This is a genomic window from Photobacterium rosenbergii (assembly GCF_033022775.1).
Classification (GTDB): Bacteria; Pseudomonadota; Gammaproteobacteria; order Enterobacterales; family Vibrionaceae; genus Photobacterium; species Photobacterium rosenbergii_A.
Genome location: NZ_JAWJZI010000013.1, coordinates 1 through 15,879 on the forward strand (window position 1 = coordinate 1; position 15,879 = coordinate 15,879).

The 15,879-nt window shown below is 52.9% G+C and carries 19 protein-coding genes and 1 tRNA gene; 5 read left to right on the top strand and 15 right to left on the bottom strand.

What is annotated here, in order from left to right:
- Positions 1-2 precede the first annotated feature (2 nt).
- The 4 genes from R2X38_RS20790 to mutY all read right to left on the bottom strand — a co-directional run bounded on the left by R2X38_RS20790 (position 3) and on the right by mutY (position 2,882).
- A tRNA-Phe gene (locus R2X38_RS20790) sits at positions 3-75 on the bottom strand.
- Positions 76-196: 121 nt separating this feature from the next.
- Positions 197-1,342 carry a membrane-bound lytic murein transglycosylase MltC gene (mltC, locus tag R2X38_RS20795; protein ID WP_317524268.1) on the bottom strand — a complete coding sequence of 382 codons (1,146 nt, stop codon included), beginning with the start codon at positions 1,340-1,342 and terminating at the stop codon, positions 197-199.
- Positions 1,343-1,469: 127 nt separating this feature from the next.
- A complete protein-coding gene (locus R2X38_RS20800; RefSeq protein WP_039459659.1) occupies positions 1,470-1,742 on the bottom strand; it encodes an oxidative damage protection protein in 273 nt (90 codons plus the stop codon).
- Between the two features lie 81 nt (positions 1,743-1,823).
- The gene (gene mutY, locus R2X38_RS20805) at positions 1,824-2,882 is read right to left on the bottom strand and encodes an A/G-specific adenine glycosylase (RefSeq protein ID WP_317524269.1); all 1,059 of its coding nucleotides are present in this window, start codon (positions 2,880-2,882) and stop codon (positions 1,824-1,826) included.
- 155 nt (positions 2,883-3,037) lie between these two features.
- On the opposite strand from mutY, the gene trmB reads away from it, so the two are divergent.
- The 3 genes from trmB to R2X38_RS20820 all read left to right on the top strand — a co-directional run bounded on the left by trmB (position 3,038) and on the right by R2X38_RS20820 (position 5,256).
- The gene (gene trmB, locus R2X38_RS20810; protein WP_317524270.1) at positions 3,038-3,775 is read left to right on the top strand and encodes a tRNA (guanosine(46)-N7)-methyltransferase TrmB; all 738 of its coding nucleotides are present in this window, start codon (positions 3,038-3,040) and stop codon (positions 3,773-3,775) included.
- A 104-nt stretch (positions 3,776-3,879) separates the two neighbouring features.
- Entirely contained in the window at positions 3,880-4,800 is a 921-nt protein-coding gene (gene glsB, locus R2X38_RS20815) for a glutaminase B (RefSeq protein WP_317524271.1), read from the top strand.
- 54 nt (positions 4,801-4,854) lie between these two features.
- Positions 4,855-5,256 carry a hypothetical protein gene (locus R2X38_RS20820; protein ID WP_317524272.1) on the top strand — a complete coding sequence of 134 codons (402 nt, stop codon included), beginning with the start codon at positions 4,855-4,857 and terminating at the stop codon, positions 5,254-5,256.
- 152 nt (positions 5,257-5,408) lie between these two features.
- On the opposite strand, the gene hemW is transcribed toward R2X38_RS20820, so the two are convergent.
- The 7 genes from hemW to R2X38_RS20855 form a co-directional block, all read right to left on the bottom strand.
- Positions 5,409-6,572, bottom strand: coding sequence for a radical SAM family heme chaperone HemW (gene hemW, locus R2X38_RS20825; RefSeq protein ID WP_317524273.1), 1,164 nt, complete (start codon positions 6,570-6,572; stop codon positions 5,409-5,411).
- A 3-nt stretch (positions 6,573-6,575) separates the two neighbouring features.
- A complete protein-coding gene (locus R2X38_RS20830; protein ID WP_317524274.1) occupies positions 6,576-7,169 on the bottom strand; it encodes an XTP/dITP diphosphatase in 594 nt (197 codons plus the stop codon).
- Positions 7,170-7,281: 112 nt separating this feature from the next.
- A complete protein-coding gene (locus tag R2X38_RS20835; RefSeq protein WP_317524275.1) occupies positions 7,282-7,719 on the bottom strand; it encodes a DUF4426 domain-containing protein in 438 nt (145 codons plus the stop codon).
- A 159-nt stretch (positions 7,720-7,878) separates the two neighbouring features.
- The gene (yggU, locus tag R2X38_RS20840) at positions 7,879-8,172 is read right to left on the bottom strand and encodes a DUF167 family protein YggU (protein ID WP_317524276.1); all 294 of its coding nucleotides are present in this window, start codon (positions 8,170-8,172) and stop codon (positions 7,879-7,881) included.
- Positions 8,169-8,723: a YggT family protein gene (locus tag R2X38_RS20845; RefSeq protein ID WP_317524277.1), complete on the bottom strand. Its 555-nt coding sequence runs from the start codon at positions 8,721-8,723 to the stop codon at positions 8,169-8,171. Before R2X38_RS20845 ends, yggU begins: the two co-directional genes overlap by 4 nt.
- A gap of 9 nt (positions 8,724-8,732) precedes the next feature.
- Positions 8,733-9,551, bottom strand: a complete 819-nt coding sequence (gene proC, locus R2X38_RS20850) for a pyrroline-5-carboxylate reductase (protein WP_317524278.1) — start codon at positions 9,549-9,551, stop codon at positions 8,733-8,735.
- 90 nt (positions 9,552-9,641) lie between these two features.
- On the bottom strand, positions 9,642-10,352 hold the full coding sequence (locus R2X38_RS20855; protein ID WP_317524279.1) for a YggS family pyridoxal phosphate-dependent enzyme: 711 nt from the start codon (positions 10,350-10,352) through the stop codon (positions 9,642-9,644).
- Positions 10,353-10,375: 23 nt separating this feature from the next.
- Here R2X38_RS20855 and R2X38_RS20860 point away from each other — a divergent pair, with 23 nt between their 5' ends.
- Together R2X38_RS20860 and R2X38_RS20865 are read left to right on the top strand one after the other, a co-directional pair.
- Positions 10,376-11,413, top strand: coding sequence for a type IV pilus twitching motility protein PilT (locus R2X38_RS20860; RefSeq protein WP_317524280.1), 1,038 nt, complete (start codon positions 10,376-10,378; stop codon positions 11,411-11,413).
- Between the two features lie 15 nt (positions 11,414-11,428).
- Positions 11,429-12,535 (top strand): PilT/PilU family type 4a pilus ATPase, encoded by a 1,107-nt coding sequence (locus R2X38_RS20865; RefSeq protein ID WP_317524281.1) that lies wholly within the window; start codon positions 11,429-11,431, stop codon positions 12,533-12,535.
- A gap of 352 nt (positions 12,536-12,887) precedes the next feature.
- Here the strand turns inward: R2X38_RS20865 and ruvX are convergent, their stop codons facing one another.
- From ruvX to rsmE, 4 genes are all read right to left on the bottom strand, one after another.
- Entirely contained in the window at positions 12,888-13,316 is a 429-nt protein-coding gene (gene ruvX / locus R2X38_RS20870) for a Holliday junction resolvase RuvX (protein ID WP_317524282.1), read from the bottom strand.
- The gene (locus R2X38_RS20875; RefSeq protein ID WP_317524283.1) at positions 13,313-13,876 is read right to left on the bottom strand and encodes a YqgE/AlgH family protein; all 564 of its coding nucleotides are present in this window, start codon (positions 13,874-13,876) and stop codon (positions 13,313-13,315) included. Before R2X38_RS20875 ends, ruvX begins: the two co-directional genes overlap by 4 nt.
- Positions 13,877-14,024: 148 nt before the next feature.
- Positions 14,025-14,972 (bottom strand): glutathione synthase, encoded by a 948-nt coding sequence (gene gshB, locus R2X38_RS20880; protein WP_317524284.1) that lies wholly within the window; start codon positions 14,970-14,972, stop codon positions 14,025-14,027.
- 30 nt (positions 14,973-15,002) lie between these two features.
- On the bottom strand, positions 15,003-15,734 hold the full coding sequence (gene rsmE / locus R2X38_RS20885; protein ID WP_317524285.1) for a 16S rRNA (uracil(1498)-N(3))-methyltransferase: 732 nt from the start codon (positions 15,732-15,734) through the stop codon (positions 15,003-15,005).
- Positions 15,735-15,879: the final 145 nt, after the last annotated feature.

Sequence of the window (15,879 nt, forward strand, 5' to 3'; positions counted from 1 at the left end):
GGTGCCTCGAGGCGGAATCGAACCACCGACACGAGGATTTTCAATCCTCTGCTCTACCGACTGAGCTATCGAGGCAACGGAGCGCTATTAAACGGTTTTTCGTTCTTTTCGTCAACCATTTTTTTGAGAAAAATTTCAATGTTGCACTCGGTTGCCTGCTTTTTGCCCAGAAATGCTGGTTGTGACTATTTCCTTGTCACTGCGTGAGATTTTTTCCTTGGTTAAACTCTTTCTGGAACGCAGTCACCTTCTCTAGGTAACGTCGTGCCTCGGCATTGCGGTGTTTGTTGGTTAGCGCCCAGTAGACCTGATTTGGCTGCAAACTGTTCAGATCGCTCATTGCCCGTTTGCGATCGGTGCTGTGGAAGGTATTGAGCACTCCTCCTGTTCCGCCGTTGTATGCAGAGATCATACTGTAGTGCAGTGACAATGGATCACGGACATCCTTCAGGTAGCGGGTGCGCAAGATGTAGAAGTAAGCTGTACCGGTATCAATATTCCTAGCAGGATCAAACAGATACTCAGGGGTTGGTACGCCGGGTTTGTTTTTGACCAGTTTGAACACATCTGCCCCGGCGGTCTTTGGCACCACCTGCATCAGACCATAGGCATTGGCATGGCTGACGGCATAAGGGTTGAAGCTGCTCTCGGTTTTGATAATGGCATAGATCAGATCCTCGGCAATCCCGTAGCGGCGTGAGGCGTCGCGGACAATACTGGCGTACTTGTAACTACGTTTGTTGGCGTGGTCGGCCACCATAGGGATTTCAACATAGTAAACCTGGTGGAAACGCTCGGAGCGCTTCTTCAACTTGCCGTCGATTAGGTAGTCGGCGAAGCGGTTGGCACGCCACGACCATTCGATAGGCTTGCCCTCGTTATCGAGTACCTGGCCATACAGGAACGGTTTGCCGCTCAGCTCAATAGCGGAGTCTGAATAGAGGTCAACGCCACCTGGATTATCCGGCGTCAGCAGCGTAGTGGTGATCGCTTCTTTGAGGTGCTTGGTCGGCTCGGTTTTGGCCACGGTTTCGACAATGACGACACCACGTTCGAAATCAACATGGGCTCGGCTCTGGTAGCCATCGGTGTATTTTACATACTGGCGTTTGCTGGCGACCAGCGAGTCGTTATCCCCCCAATAGCGTTTTACCTGGCCGTTAAAAGAATTCATCAACCTGTCGAGCGCAGCAGTATCCTGGGTGAACTGGCCGGGCAGCGGGGCGAGGTTGTTGGCAAAACGGTTAGTGGTGGTGTAGTCGACATCGTAGAGTTGTTCGATAAACTCCCGACTACAGCCGCTCAACAGGAGCAGGGATAAAAACAGCGCGTGTAATTTCATAGTTCCCAAAATATGAAAAAGGCACCGTTTGCCTAGTTTTCTAACCAGTTACAAAAGATGCCTGAATGAATGACTAAGGTGCTTCCCTTGAAATAAACGACCAAGCAAAGGGGAAGCATTAGCGGAATTATTCGCTCGGCGGCGTGTAACCGTCGATGATTACGTCCTGGCCTTCGAACAAGAATTTCACCATCTCAGTCTCCAGCAGTTTGCGGTGCTCCGGATCCATCATGTTCAGTTTTTTCTCGTTGATCAGCATAGTCTGCTTGCCTTGCCACTCTGCCCACGCTTCTTTCGAGATGTTGTCGAAAATGCGCTTGCCCAGTTCACCCGGGTATAGTTGGAAATCAAGGCCTTCAGCGTCTTTCTTAAGGCGGGCACAAAATACTGTACGGCTCATCAGGAAGTTCCTTCGTTATAAGGGTTTGCTTGGGTATCCCCAAGTCTCTTGGATATCTATTTATACCACGCTTGTACGCTTCTATCTATTCAGCTCGTAGCGCAAGCTCTCGAGGATCTGCTGTACAGGCGCAGCCAGACCGATCTCTGCAGGCTGGTTGAGATTGTACCATTGGCCGTTGCCAGCTTCGCTGATGCAATCTGGTTGCTGCGACAGGCTCAGCTTTACCGGGACAATATCCAGGTGGTAGTGGCTGAAGGTATGGCGGAAGCCGATCAGTTGCTCCTGCTCGCGGATGAGCTCCTGCTGGCCCAGCCGCTGTACAATCACCGGGGTAAGATCAGCCTGATCCTGCTGCGGGAAGCACCATAGGCCGCCCCAGATCCCCGCCGGCGGGCGTTTTTCCAGCCAGACATACTCACCGTACTGGAAGATCGCAAACCAAGCCTGTTTCTCCGGCAGGGTTTTCTTGGGCTTTTTGCCCGGGAAATCGGCTTGGCGACCCTGGGCTTTGGCTTCGCACTGCCCGGCGACCGGGCACAGTTCGCATTTGGGCTTGCTGCGGGTGCAGATCATCGCCCCCATGTCCATCATTGCCTGGTTGTAGCGCTCTACGCCTGCAGCCGGGGTGTTGGCCTCGGCAATGTCCCACAGTTTGTTTTCGACCGGTTTTTTACCCGGCCAGCCTTCGACCGCATAGCAGCGGGCCAAGGTCCGCTTTACGTTGCCATCTAGAATTGGGTGGTGCTGCTGGAGCGACAGTGACAGGACGGCACCAGCGGTCGAGCGGCCGATACCCGGTAGGGCGATCACCTGTTCGATATCGGTCGGGAACTTGCCGCCATGGTGGTCGACAATATGCTTGGCGGCCTTGTGCAGGTTGCGGGCACGGGCGTAGTAGCCAAGGCCGGTCCAGAGGTGCAATACCTCGTCCTGGTCGGCAGCAGCAAGATCGGCAACTGTTGGGAAGCGCTCGATAAAGCGCTCGAAGTAGGGGATCACCGTGGCGACTTGGGTTTGCTGCAGCATGATTTCTGACAGCCAGACCTTGTAGGGGGTCTTTTGTTGCTGCCATGGCAGGGTTTTCCGGCCAAATTTGTCATACCACGCTAAAATGGCATCAGAGAAGGTATTGGTCACAGTTTCAAGCTCACTTTACTGACAGCCGTCTTCGCCTGTCTTATTTTTGGCCCTGATTGCACCACAAAGTTAGGGGCGTCGCAATCGATAGACTTGCACTTGCGCTGTAACTTTGGATAATGCCGTTCCGTTTCTTTTTTGTTTGGATAGTAAGCATGAGCGAAGTTTCAAAGAAGTCAGGTGAGGTTACCCTGAACGAATTTACCGAAGACGGCAAACTGGTACGCAAGGTACGAAGCTTTGTTCGTCGTGAAGGTCGTTTGACCAAGGGCCAGGAAGCGGCCATGGAAAATAACTGGCCGGCAATGGGTATCGACTTCGCTCAGCAGATGCTGGACTGGAAAGAAGTGTTCAACAACGAAAACCCAGTAACGCTGGAAATCGGCTTTGGTATGGGTGCCTCTCTGGTTGAGATGGCAAAGAACGCGCCAGAGAAAAACTTCATCGGTATCGAAGTACACAGCCCGGGCGTTGGCGCTTGTTTGATGGGTGCAGAAGAAGCGGGTCTGACTAACCTCCGCGTTATGTGCCACGATGGCGTGGAAGTGTTCGAGCACATGATCCCGGACGGCAGCCTTGACTGTGTTCAGCTGTTCTTCCCGGACCCATGGCACAAAGCACGCCACCACAAACGTCGTATCGTTCAGCCAGCATTTGCAGAGATGCTACGCAAGAAGCTGAAAATCGGTGGTATCTTCCACATGGCGACAGACTGGGAAAACTATGCAGAGCACATGGTTGAAGTGATGGACGCAGCACCGGGTTACCGCAACACGGCGACTGATGGCCCTTACATCCCTCGTCCAGAAGATCGACCATTGACTAAATTCGAAGCTCGCGGCCACCGTTTGGGCCACGGCGTATGGGACATGAAATACGCGCGCACTGAGTAAGTTTTCAGGCGTATTGAGGCAAGGTATTGCCAAGCACCAATGGGTGCACCAGTTGTTCGAAAAAGCCAACCTCGTGTTGGCTTTTTTATCCTTGGAGATAAGTAATGAAACCAACAGAGCAGTTGCTAAACGATATTTTAGATGAAGTCAGACCGCTGATCGGCAAAGGAAAGGTGGCTGATTATATCCCGGCATTGGCGGAGGTTCCGTCGAACAAGCTGGGGATTGCTGTGTGTTATAACGATGGTGAAATTATCCAGGCTGGCGATAGCGAGGAAGGTTTCTCGATCCAGTCGATTTCCAAGGCTCTGAGCCTGACGTTGGCGATGACTTTGTACCAGCCGGAAGAGATCTGGCAGCGGGTTGGTAAGGAGCCGTCGGGTCATGCATTCAACTCGATGATCCAGCTCGAGTTGGAAAACGGTATTCCGCGCAACCCGTTTATCAATGCCGGTGCCCTGGTGGTCTCCGATCTGTTGCACAGCCGTCTGTCGGCCCCGCAGTATCGGATGTTGGAGCTGGTGCGCACTCTCGCCCAGAATCCGCATATCTGTTACGACAAGGTTGTTGCCTCTTCTGAGATGCAGCACAGCGACCGCAATGCCTCGATTGCGTACCTGATGCGCTCATTCGGTAACTTCGACAACGAAGTGATGCCGGTCTTGACCAATTACTTCAGCTATTGCGCACTGAAAATGAGTTGTGTTGATTTGGCTAAGACTTTCAGTTACTTGGCAAATAAAGGGCTTCCTTTGGGCGCAAAAAAAACAATTATCACCCAAACTCAGTGTAAGCAAATGAATGCACTGCTGGCGACCTGCGGGTTGTATGACGGTGCTGGAGAATTTGCATATCGGGTTGGTATGCCGGGCAAATCCGGGGTCGGTGGCGGGATCATCGCTATCGTACCGGGTGAGATGACCATCGCCGTATGGTCGCCAGAGTTGGATCCTTCGGGTAACTCTCTGGCTGGCACCGCCGCCCTTGAATTGCTGGCCGAGCGGATCGGCCGTTCAATCTTTTAACGGGGTAACCAAGGCGCTTTAACCTTGGCCTGCCCCGATGATGGGGAGAGGCTTATGCTGTTGCGAGTTTGTGGATTCAAGTTAGCTGCTGTTGGGTTTGCCTTGTCACTGGGCGTGCAGGCCAATGAAGCGCCAGTGTGCCAGATGGAGTGGCACAATAGCCTGAGTATGCAGGACGGGGCGCTGAATTTGGAATTTGAAGGTGAGAGCTTCATGATCAAGCCCAGTGGCCAGCTCTATTTCGGTGTCCACAAAGTGAAGCTGAGTGATGACCAGTCGGCACTGCTGGCTGATTACCACCGCCTTATGCTCGATGATTTACCTTACACCTTATCCCACTCACAGCTTGTCGATCAGGAGCTATGCGATCGGGTGGCGATGCGCCAAGCCAAAGAAAGCGAAATCCAATCCCAAATCCCCGCCCTCAAGCGCTGGCAGAGCGTGACGCTCGATTGAGTTGCGCTATATACAATTCAACAGGACAAGATTTCAAAGACGCAGTGAAGACATCCTTGTCGCTCTAACCCGCCGTCCATGGCGGGTAAGCTTTGAAATCTTATCCTATTAAATTACCACAGCTTTATTTGCAAAAGTAATCCGAGATAGCCCTATTCATCCTCTTCGTCGACAAAGGCCGCTAGCAGGTCGTTGAGGAACAACTTGCCGTGCTCGGTGATCTGCCACTCATCACCTCTGTCTTCGAGGTAGTTCTGCTCAAGCGTCCAGCTGATTGGTCCTTCAATGCTGGATAGTGGCAGGCCGGTACGCTCGACATAATCGTGTTTCGGACACGCTTCAAGCAGGCGGAAGCGGTTCATGAAGAACTCGAACGGGCGCTCGCTGGCCTCTACCTGAATTTCCTGATCCAGGTATGGCTTGGTCGGGTTGAGGTAGCCACGCGGATGCTTGACCTTGACGGTGCGGGTAATGGTACCGTCAGCAAAACTCAGCTTGCCGTGGGCACCACAACCGATGCCAAGGTAGTCCCCGAAACGCCAGTAGTTCAGGTTATGGCGGCACTGACGACCCGGTTTGCTGTAACCGGAGATTTCGTATTGGACGTAGCCCGCTTCGGCCAGCATTTTATGGCCTTGCTCGAAGATCTCCCACAGATCGTCGTCATCAGGCAGCACTGGTGGCTTGGAATAGAACAGGGTGTTTGGTTCGATAGTGAGCTGGTACCAAGACAGGTGCGGCGGATCTAGGGCAATTGCCTGTTTGAGATCCGACAGGGCATCGTCGATGCTCTGATCCGGCAGGCCGTGCATCAGGTCGATGTTGAAGCTTTCAAGCCCCGCTTCTTTGGCCAGTCCGGCAGCGGTGATAGCCTCGCGGCTGCCGTGGATGCGGCCAAGGCGCTTGAGTTTTTCGTCCTGGAAGCTCTGGATGCCGATCGAGATACGGTTAACGCCAACTTCGCGGTAGGCGTTGAAGCGGCCGGCCTCGACAGTCCCCGGGTTGGCTTCCATGGTGATTTCGATATCGTCGCTGAACGGGATCCGCTGGTTGACGGCTTCGAGCAAACGGCCGATCTCCGGTGCGGAGATCAGGCTCGGGGTACCACCACCGATGAAGATGGAATGCAGCTCCCGGCCCTGGCTGGCCAAATCGTACTTTGCCAAGTCGGTATCGAGATCTTCGATAAGCGCATCAATGTAGTCGAGCTCGGGAATATCAGCTTTCAGTGCATGGGAGTTGAAGTCACAGTAAGGGCACTTCTGGACACACCATGGGATATGGATATACAGGCTCAGTGGCGGTGGTACTAGCATGGTTTATGCTTCCTTCAGGGCAGCAAACAGCTTGGCAAGGGCCTTGCCGCGGTGTGACAGTTGTTTCTTGCGTGCAGGCTCTAGCTCGGCAGAAGAGCACTGATCCTCCGGTACCCAGAAAACCGGGTCGTAACCAAAGCCATTTTCACCGTGGGCTTCAGTTAGGATCTTGCCTTCCCAACTGCCGTGGCAGACAAGCGGGGTTGGATCGTTCTCGTGGCGCATCATGACCAGTACGCAGTGGAAGCGCGCAGTACGCTGCTCGTCCGCAACGCCTTCCATTTCTTTGAGTAGCTTCTGCAGGTTTTCTTCATCAGAGGCATCAATGCCTGCAAAACGGGCAGAGTAGATCCCCGGAGCACCCTTGAGGTAATCCACTTCAAGGCCTGAGTCATCAGCAATTGCTGGCAGGCCGGTTTCTTTGGCGGCGTGACGGGCTTTGATAATGGCATTTTCGATAAAGGTGGTGCCAGTCTCGGCAACCGAAGAGACGTTGTAATCGCTCTGGGCGACAACATCGAAACCAAAATCGGCCAGAAGGCTAGCCATTTCTTTTACTTTGCCCTGGTTACCAGTGGCCAGTACTAATTTGCTCATCACAGTTCCTCGCAATAAAGAGGGCGCTATCTTATCTCACTGCCGGGAAAATAAAAGGGGAGCGCGAGGCTCCCCGGTCATTGCTGTCGCTGGATGCGGTGAAATGCTTTGATCAGTCGACATAAAAAGTCTGGTTAAATTCGATATTGCCACGGGTGCCGTTGTGGGAGACATCAACGGAAAAGCTGAAGCGTTCTTCGTTGGCATGCTTGATTTCGGCAATGTAATAGATGGCACTGCCTTCCCTGACTTCACGGAAAGAGAGGTTTTTCACCGTGCCCAGCAGGTTCTTGGCCTGGCCGCTGAGTACCGCGGTGACAGCCGGTTTGCCCGGCTGGCTTTTATCCAGCACGGTGACATTGATAACGGCAGAATAGCGGCTGCGCTGGATTTTGTAGGTGCTTGCTACTTCCGGGGTCAGGAAAGTCGACGGAAAGCTGGAGTAGTGAACTTCGAGGTTTTCTATATCTTTGTATTGTCCGGCACTGGCAGAAAGGCTGATGCCGAGACAGGAAATGAGTAAGGCAAATAGGCTGAAAAGACGAGTCATTTTATTATCCTTCTATACGCACCAGGCAGAGTATTACCCTGCACTGTAAGTGGGTATTGCTTAGTTCCATTATAGTTGTGGCCAATGAGTCCTGATGAAAGACTCTGATGAAAAACAGCCCGGCGTCTAGAAGTACGCCGGGCTGGAAGTTGCTTTCGCTTACAGCAGAGCCTGAATGGGCTCGGGTATTGCTTTCGGAGCGGTGATACGCACTTGCTTGTGACGTCCCAGCTCTCCTTTTTCAATATCGATTTGCCCCTTGGCGACCTTGAACTGTTTGGACAGATACTTGGTCAAATGGGCATTGGCCTTGCCATCTACCGGCGGGGCGGTGATCGCAATTTTGACTTCATCACCATGCAGGCCAACCACTTGGTCGCGGCTGGCCTTGGGCTGGATGTAAAGCCGCAGGATCAGATCGTCACCGTCAAGGTAGGCGGCCTGTTGGCTCATAGCTGGAACCAGATAGGGCCGACAAAGTCACCGATCAGGAAGTTGGCAAATTGTAGACCGATGAACAGTACCAGTACGCTTAGATCCAAGCCGCCCATTGCCGGGATAATGCGGCGGATCGGAGCTGTCATTGGCTCGGTTAGCTGATGCATGACATATTCAACCGGGCTGCGGCCTTGGCTGACCCAGCTTAGGATCGCGCGCAGTAGCAATACCCAGAACAGCAGGCCGCCGGCCGCTTTAATCAGCGACAGGGCGCCAATCCAGAAGTATTCCGGGGTGAACATGAAGCCACCACCCAGTACCAGCTGCAGAATGATGAATTTACCCATGCTCAGGACATAGGCGAACAGCAGTGTTGCCACATCCAGTGAACCGATGGACGGGATGACGCGGCGCAGCGGGCCAACCACCGGCTGGGTCGCCTTGACGATAAACTGGGAAAACGGATTGTAGAAATCGGCACGCGCCCACTGAAGCCAGATGCGCAGCAGCACGACCATAATGTAGAGATCAAATAGGGTACTGACTAGAAAACCAATTGAGTTCATATACTAACCTTAAAATAATTTTTCCATTTCTTCAGCGCGGGAAACGGCAGCACGCATTGCTTTGGCTACGGTATCACTAAGTTGGCACTCGTTGAAAGTACGGATTGCCTCGGCGGTCGTGCCGCCCTTTGAGGTGACCTGCGCACGGAGTGTTGCCAAGTCGGTTTCCGGGTTGGCGACCACCATTTCCGCAGCGCCAAGTGCAGATTGCTGTACCAGCGTACGGGCCTGTTCGGCACTGAAGCCTTGCTTGATAGCTTCTTGCTGCATAGCTTCCATAAACAGGAAGAAATAGGCCGGGGCACTACCTGCAGCGGCAATAATACTGTTAATGCCAGACTCTTGCTCGACCCAACACACTTCACCGACAGCCTGCATTAAGTTTTCGGCAAATTGGCGGTCGTTAGGATTAAGGGCGCTAGATGCATAAAGGCCACTCATGCCCTTGCCGATCAGTGACGGGGTATTTGGCATCACGCGTACCAGGTTCAAGTTGGTGGCCAACATTTCATTCAGTCGCCCGGCACCGATGCCCGCGGCAATGGAGATCACCAGCTTGCCGGAAAAGTCGAGGATCTGTAGCGGGCGGCAGACTTCTTCCATTAGCTGAGGCTTCACTGCCAGAACAATAACATCAGCGTCTGATGCCGCGCTCAGGTTGTTGTCAGTGGTGTGGATTCCGTAATCACGGGCCAGCGGCTCACGACGGGCTGAGCTTGGTGCTGTGGCGGTGATTTTGTCTGGCGCATAGCCGCTGGCGACAAGGCCGGCGATGATAGAGCGGGCCATGTTACCGGCACCAATGAAGGCAATCGAGCGTTGTTCCATGTTACATCCTCTGTGTATTCAAGGCCGGGAGGGACGTAGACGTCCTTCCTAGACGTTGTAATTGTGTGGCTATTATAGCCAGCGCTTGGCTTACTGTTTAGCTGAATAATCGCGGGCACCAAAAATTGCGGTACCGATCCTGACTATCGTGCTGCCAGCAGCAACTGCGGCTTCGAGATCACCACTCATCCCCATTGACAGGGTATCGAGCTGCGGGTGCTTGGCCTTGAGCTTTTCCATCGCCTCGGCAAGGCTGGAAAAGGCTGCGAGCTGACTGGTGTAATCGTCTGCTTTTTGCGGGATAGACATCAGGCCGCGCAGTACCAAATTTGGCATTGCCGCGACCTCGTCCGCGAGCGCTGCAACTTCGTCGAAAGCCAGCCCTGATTTGGAATCCTCGCCACTGGTGTTGACCTGGAGTAGGACATTGAGCGGTGCCATCTCTGATGGACGCTGTTCGCTCAGTCGACGGGCAATTTTGGCGCGGTCCACCGAGTGAACCCAGTCGAAGTGCTCGGCAATCGGACGGGTCTTGTTGGACTGAATTGGACCGATAAAGTGCCAGCTCAACGGGGACGGTGTGTCCTGAGTGGCAAAGTACTGGATCTTCTCGACGCCTTCCTGGACATAGTTTTCACCGAAAGCCGTGTGGCCAGCGGCAATCGCTTCCTCGATGGCGGCGATAGGCTTGGTCTTGCTTACCGCAAGCAGTTGCACTGTTTCGGCATCTCTACCGCATTTTTCTGCTGCCAGGCCAATCTGGGTGATGACCTGTTCAATATTTTGCTTGATACTATTCATAATTGATTCTGTGGGGAAAATTTATGGATATCACCGAACTACTGGACTTTAGTGTAAAGCATAACGCCTCTGATCTGCACCTTTCAGCGGGTGTTCCACCAATGATCCGTGTTGATGGTGATGTGCGCAAGCTGAGCTTGCCGGCTCTCGAGCATGGTGAAGTACACCGTCTGGTCTTCGATATAATGAATGACGCCCAGCGGAGGGAGTTCGAAGAGCGGTTGGAAGTCGACTTCTCGTTCGAGTTGCCCGATGTCGGTCGTTTTCGTGTCAACGCTTTCAAGCAGGCACGTGGTAGCGCGGCTGTGTTTAGGACTATTCCGGTGAATATCCCGACGCTAGAGTCGTTGGGTGTGCCCGAAGTGTTCTATCAGATTGCACAATGCCAGCGTGGTTTGGTACTGGTCACCGGGGCAACCGGTTCAGGTAAGTCCACTACTATTGCTGCGCTGGTGGATTATATTAACGAGAACTTCAACCGCCATATCCTCACCATCGAGGATCCGGTGGAGTTTGTCCATACCGGCAAACGTTGTCTGATCAACCAGCGTGAAGTGCACCGCGATACCCATAGCTTCCATAATGCCCTGCGCTCATCCTTGCGTGAAGATCCGGATGTCATTGTGGTGGGTGAGTTGCGTGACCGCGAAACGATCAGCTTAGCATTGACTGCGGCCGAAACTGGTCATTTGGTGTTGGGCACGTTGCATACTAGCTCGGCGGCCAAGACAGTCGATAGGATCATCGATGTGTTCCCGGGCAACGACAAGGCGATGGTACGCTCGATGCTTTCCGAGTCGCTGCGCGCCGTGGTCTCGCAGAACCTGCTCAAATGTACCAGTGGTGGCCGCATTGCTGCCCATGAGGTGATGATGGCAACGCCGGCTATCCGCAACCTGATCCGCGAAGACAAAGTGGCCCAGATGTTCTCGATGATCCAAACCGGTTCGGCGATGGGGATGCAGACTATGGATCAGAGCGTCAAGATGCTGGTGGCCCAAGGGTTGGTCGATGCCGAGGAAGGTCGTCGTGTGGTCGACTCAGGTTTTTCGCAGTTTTAATGGGAATAGATAGCAATGACTTTGCAACATGCACTCAATGAGATGGTCAGCCGCAAGGCGTCGGATCTCTATATCACGGTAGATTCACCTTGCTTGCTGCGTATTGATGGCAATCTTCACCCGCTAGGCGAAACGCTTGATCTTACAGCCGTCGAGCAAATGTTTACCGAGGCGATGGATAACGAACAGGAAGCGGAGTACCGTGCCTCCAAGGAAGCCAACTTTGCCTTGGTAAGAGGGGAGTTTCGTTTCCGGGTCAGCGCTTTTTGGCAGCGCGAACTGCCGGGGATGGTGATCCGCCGGATTGAAACTGAAATCCCGGATATTTTTTCGCTCAACCTGCCGATGGATATGCAGAAAATGGCGCTGGCCAAGCGGGGACTGGTATTGGTGGTTGGCGCGACAGGCTCCGGTAAATCGACGTCGATGGCAGCAATGACCGGCTACCGTAACGCCAACCGTAGCGGGCATATCCTGACGGTGGAAGATCCGATTGAATTTGTCCATAAGCACAACAAGTGCATCGTGACCCAGCGCGAAGTAGGGTTGGACACCGAAAGCTATGAAGTCGCGTTGAAAAACTCCCTGCGCCAGGCACCGGATATGATCTTGATAGGCGAGATCCGCACTCCTGAGACAATGGAATATGCGATGAACTTTGCCGAAACCGGTCACCTTTGTATGGCAACGCTGCATGCCAACAATGCCAACCAGGCCCTCGAGCGAATCCTGCATTTGGTGCCCAAGGAGCGGCGCGAGCAGTTCTTGTTTGATTTGTCACTGAACCTCAAATGTATCTTGGCCCAGCAGCTGATCCCGGATGCCCATGGTGTCGGTCGTCACGGTGCCTTTGAACTATTGATCAACTCGCCTCGGGTGGCTGATCTGATCCGCCGAGGCGAACTGCATGAGATCAAAGAAACCATGGCCAAGTCGAATGAGTCCGGCATGATGACTTTCGATCAGTCGCTCTATGAGCTTTACAGTACGGGTAAGATCACCGAGCAGGATGCCTTGCACCATGCCGATTCCGCTAATGATCTGCGCCTGATGATCAAGGTCGGTAGCAAAAGTCAATTGAGCAACAACTCGCTGTCCGGAGTGACTGTCGATATGGGCTAAATCAACCAATTAGCCAGTGATAAACCAAAAGCATTGGGGTTCCTATGATCCTAATGCTTTTTTTGTTGATCACTTTTAATAAAGTTTTGAAATTAAAGCCTATTAAAGTCGCTTGGATCTTGGTGTACAGGTAAATGAGCTTTTGGGTTCAAATAGCCCAAAAGCTGTACAAGATGATCATCCCTTGATCCTTGTGGGCTGGATAGCGCCAATGATTATAGATCTTGGCAGGCGATAGCTTTTTGGTGATAAGAAAGGGAAAAGCTGTACGCTGGAGCTGGGAGGTAGTGAGGAGTATGGAATGAGGGAAAAAATACCTAGGTTCCAGGATCTAGAACCCAGGCTCTGCTTTTTATCCGTATTGCTGCTCGAACCAGCTCTCTAGGATCACGACAGCAGACTGCGAGTCGATGTTGCCTTTGCTGAGATTGCGGTATCCGCCACGATCAAACAGATCTGAGCGGGCTTCGGCGGTGCTCAGGCGTTCGTCATGCAACTCTACCGGGCAGCCAAATCGGCCATGGAGGCGGTTGGCGAACTTCTTGGCCCGAGGGGTGATCGCGTCAAGTTCGCCCCCCTGCATATCCAGCGGTAGGCCGACAACCACCAAGTCCGGTTGCCATTCTTTGAGGATTTTTTCAATGTCATCCCAGTTGGGGATCCCGTCTCGCGCCTTAAGGGCGGCAAGTGGGTTGGCGGTGCCGGTCAGCTCTTGGCCGATAGCGACACCAATACTTTTCGTACCGTAATCAAAAGCGAGTACGCTGCGAGATTGACTCATGCGTGTCCTTGTTCTGTGGAAAGGTGAGTAGCACTGATACCCAGCTGGGCAATAGCCTTGTTCCAGCGTTCATTTATCGGGGTATTGAACACCACATCGGTGCTGGCTTCTGTTGTCAGCCAAACATTTTCAATCAGCTCCTGCTCCAGTTGTCCCGCATCCCAGCCGGCATAGCCGAGAGCAACCAGGAAGTTATCAGGTGATTCACTGGTACCGAGCAATGAGAGAATATCTTTAGAGGTGGTGATCGAGACCTCTTCGGTGACATCGATGCTTGAGCTCAAACGGCCGACTCGGTTGTGCAGGACAAAACCGCGATCAGCAGATACCGGGCCACCATTGAATACCGGTTGCTCAAGGCAGGAGTGATCCCTGACGGGTAACTCACGCTCAATTTCAATTTGGTCGAGCATATTGCCTACCGAAATTTCAATCGGCAGGTTGATGACGATGCCCATTGCCCCTTCGTCGTTATGCTCACAAATGTAGACAACACTTCCTTTGAAATTAGGATCCTGCATGCTGGGCATGGCTACCAGAAAGTGGTTGGTCAAGTTCATGGGAAGATACCTACAACCGTTCGACTTACTTACAGTATGCCGACTAATTAACAGAATTGGTATTAAAGGGAGAGGTTTTTAACTATTCGCGCAGCCTAACCATTTTCACCTAGAGAGTGAAATGATCAGGCCGCATTGAATTAGCGCATTATGCGTTGATACGACGCTCGATAGCATCCATCAGCTTGCCGGTGATAGAAATATCAAAAGCGGCTTCGATTTCGCGGATACAAGTTGGGCTGGTGACATTGATTTCAGTCAGCTTGTCACCAATCACATCAAGACCGACGAAGATCAGCCCTTTCTCTTTCAGAACCGGTGCAACCGTCTCGGCAATCTTGCGATCGGTTTCGCTGATTGGGCGAGCTTCGCCTCGGCCGCCAGCTGCCAGGTTGCCACGGGTTTCTCCTTTGGCCGGGATGCGTGCCAGGCAGTATGGCATCGGTTCGCCATCGACCACCAGAATACGCTTGTCGCCGTTGCTGATATCCGGTACGAAAGTCTGGGCCATGCAGAAGTTCTGGCCGTGGTTGGTCAGGGTTTCGATGATCACCGAGACGTTCGGATCGCCTTTCATCACGCGGAAGATCGACGAACCGCCCATGCCATCAAGCGGCTTGAGGATCACATCGCCGTGCTTTTGGTGGAACGATCTGATCTTGTCGGCACTGCGGGTAACGACTGTGGTTGGTGTCAGCTCAGGGAACCAAGCAGTAAACAGCTTTTCATTGCAGTCTCGCAGGCTTTCTGGCTTGTTGACGATCAGCGCACCTTCATCTTCGGCTCGCTCGAGGATGTAGGTGGCGTAAATGTATTCGGTGTCGAATGGGGGATCTTTACGCATCAATACCGCGTCCAGATCAGATAGGGCAATTTCCTGCTCGTTATGGAATTCGAACCAGCCGGTTGGATCTTCCTTTAGGCTGACGACACGGGTGCGGGCCATGGCTTTGCCTTGCTCCAGTGACAGATCGTTCATTTCCATGTAGTGGATTTCCCAACCACGGCGCTGGGCTTCCAACATCATGGCAAAGCTGGAATCTTTCTTGATGTTGATAGACTCGATAGGGTCCATCACGATACCCAGTTTGATCATTGCTTTCTCCTAATTTCTTCCCTTGGGGCGTTAGCCTAGATCGCCGAAGCGGACTTGCAGGGCTGTGATTGCTGTCATCGCGGCTGTTTCGGTTCGCAGTACGCGCGGGCCAAGCAGGATTTCGTCAAATTTGTATTCTTCGGTCATGCTGATCTCTTCAGCAGACAGACCGCCTTCCGGGCCAATCAGTAGACGTACTTTACTGACAGGCGCTGGCAGGGTGTTGATTGAGTAGTGGGCTCGAGGGTGCAAGTTGAGCTTGAGGCCGTCATATTGCTCGGCACACCAGTCTTCCAGTTTCATGATCGGGCGGATTTCCGGCACGGTATTGCGGCCACATTGCTCACAGGCGCTGATGGCGATTTTCTGCCATTGTTGGAGTTTCTTTTCGAAACGATCGGCATTGAGCTTCACGCCACAGCGTTCTGAAATCAGCGGTGTAATGGTATTGACGCCCAGCTCGACCGACTTCTGGATGGTAAATTCCATCTTCTCACCACGTGATACCACTTGACCGAGATGAATATCCAGCGGCGACTCGACACTGTTTTCATTACGGGCCTGGATTTCCACTTCCACACTTTTCTTGCTGGCATTGGTGATCACGGCCGGGAACTCGGCATTGCTGCCGTCAAAGAGCAGGACTTCCTGGCCAGCCTGCATACGCATGACGCGGCCGACATGGTTGGCGGCATCATCGCTGAGCATAACGGTTCCAGAGCTAGGTAATAACTCCGGGTGGTAAATTCGTGGGATTCTCATGGCTATCTCGTAACCCGTTGGTTGTCATCTGGCTGCATTATATCAACTCTCCCGCTGATTGCAGGCTGTTGGTAATAGAATGCCGATTCTTGGATACAGAGATGGACGCGCCGAGGAAGAAAAGCAAGGGCAACAGGGAAATAAC

Excerpts from the sequence above, each read along its gene's own strand:
- mltC (WP_317524268.1), bottom strand. The coding sequence starts at position 1,342 with ATGAAATTACACGCGCTGTTTTTATCCCTGCTCCTGTTGAGCGGCTGT.
- R2X38_RS20800 (WP_039459659.1), bottom strand. The coding sequence starts at position 1,742 with ATGAGCCGTACAGTATTTTGTGCCCGCCTTAAGAAAGACGCTGAAGGC.
- trmB (WP_317524270.1), top strand. The coding sequence starts at position 3,038 with ATGAGCGAAGTTTCAAAGAAGTCAGGTGAGGTTACCCTGAACGAATTT.
- glsB (WP_317524271.1), top strand. The coding sequence starts at position 3,880 with ATGAAACCAACAGAGCAGTTGCTAAACGATATTTTAGATGAAGTCAGA.
- R2X38_RS20820 (WP_317524272.1), top strand. The coding sequence starts at position 4,855 with ATGCTGTTGCGAGTTTGTGGATTCAAGTTAGCTGCTGTTGGGTTTGCC.
- hemW (WP_317524273.1), bottom strand. The coding sequence starts at position 6,572 with ATGCTAGTACCACCGCCACTGAGCCTGTATATCCATATCCCATGGTGT.
- R2X38_RS20830 (WP_317524274.1), bottom strand. The coding sequence starts at position 7,169 with ATGAGCAAATTAGTACTGGCCACTGGTAACCAGGGCAAAGTAAAAGAA.
- R2X38_RS20835 (WP_317524275.1), bottom strand. The coding sequence starts at position 7,719 with ATGACTCGTCTTTTCAGCCTATTTGCCTTACTCATTTCCTGTCTCGGC.
- yggU (WP_317524276.1), bottom strand. The coding sequence starts at position 8,172 with ATGAGCCAACAGGCCGCCTACCTTGACGGTGACGATCTGATCCTGCGG.
- R2X38_RS20845 (WP_317524277.1), bottom strand. The coding sequence starts at position 8,723 with ATGAACTCAATTGGTTTTCTAGTCAGTACCCTATTTGATCTCTACATT.
- proC (WP_317524278.1), bottom strand. The coding sequence starts at position 9,551 with ATGGAACAACGCTCGATTGCCTTCATTGGTGCCGGTAACATGGCCCGC.
- R2X38_RS20855 (WP_317524279.1), bottom strand. The coding sequence starts at position 10,352 with ATGAATAGTATCAAGCAAAATATTGAACAGGTCATCACCCAGATTGGC.
- R2X38_RS20860 (WP_317524280.1), top strand. The coding sequence starts at position 10,376 with ATGGATATCACCGAACTACTGGACTTTAGTGTAAAGCATAACGCCTCT.
- R2X38_RS20865 (WP_317524281.1), top strand. The coding sequence starts at position 11,429 with ATGACTTTGCAACATGCACTCAATGAGATGGTCAGCCGCAAGGCGTCG.
- ruvX (WP_317524282.1), bottom strand. The coding sequence starts at position 13,316 with ATGAGTCAATCTCGCAGCGTACTCGCTTTTGATTACGGTACGAAAAGT.
- R2X38_RS20875 (WP_317524283.1), bottom strand. The coding sequence starts at position 13,876 with ATGAACTTGACCAACCACTTTCTGGTAGCCATGCCCAGCATGCAGGAT.
- gshB (WP_317524284.1), bottom strand. The coding sequence starts at position 14,972 with ATGATCAAACTGGGTATCGTGATGGACCCTATCGAGTCTATCAACATC.
- rsmE (WP_317524285.1), bottom strand. The coding sequence starts at position 15,734 with ATGAGAATCCCACGAATTTACCACCCGGAGTTATTACCTAGCTCTGGA.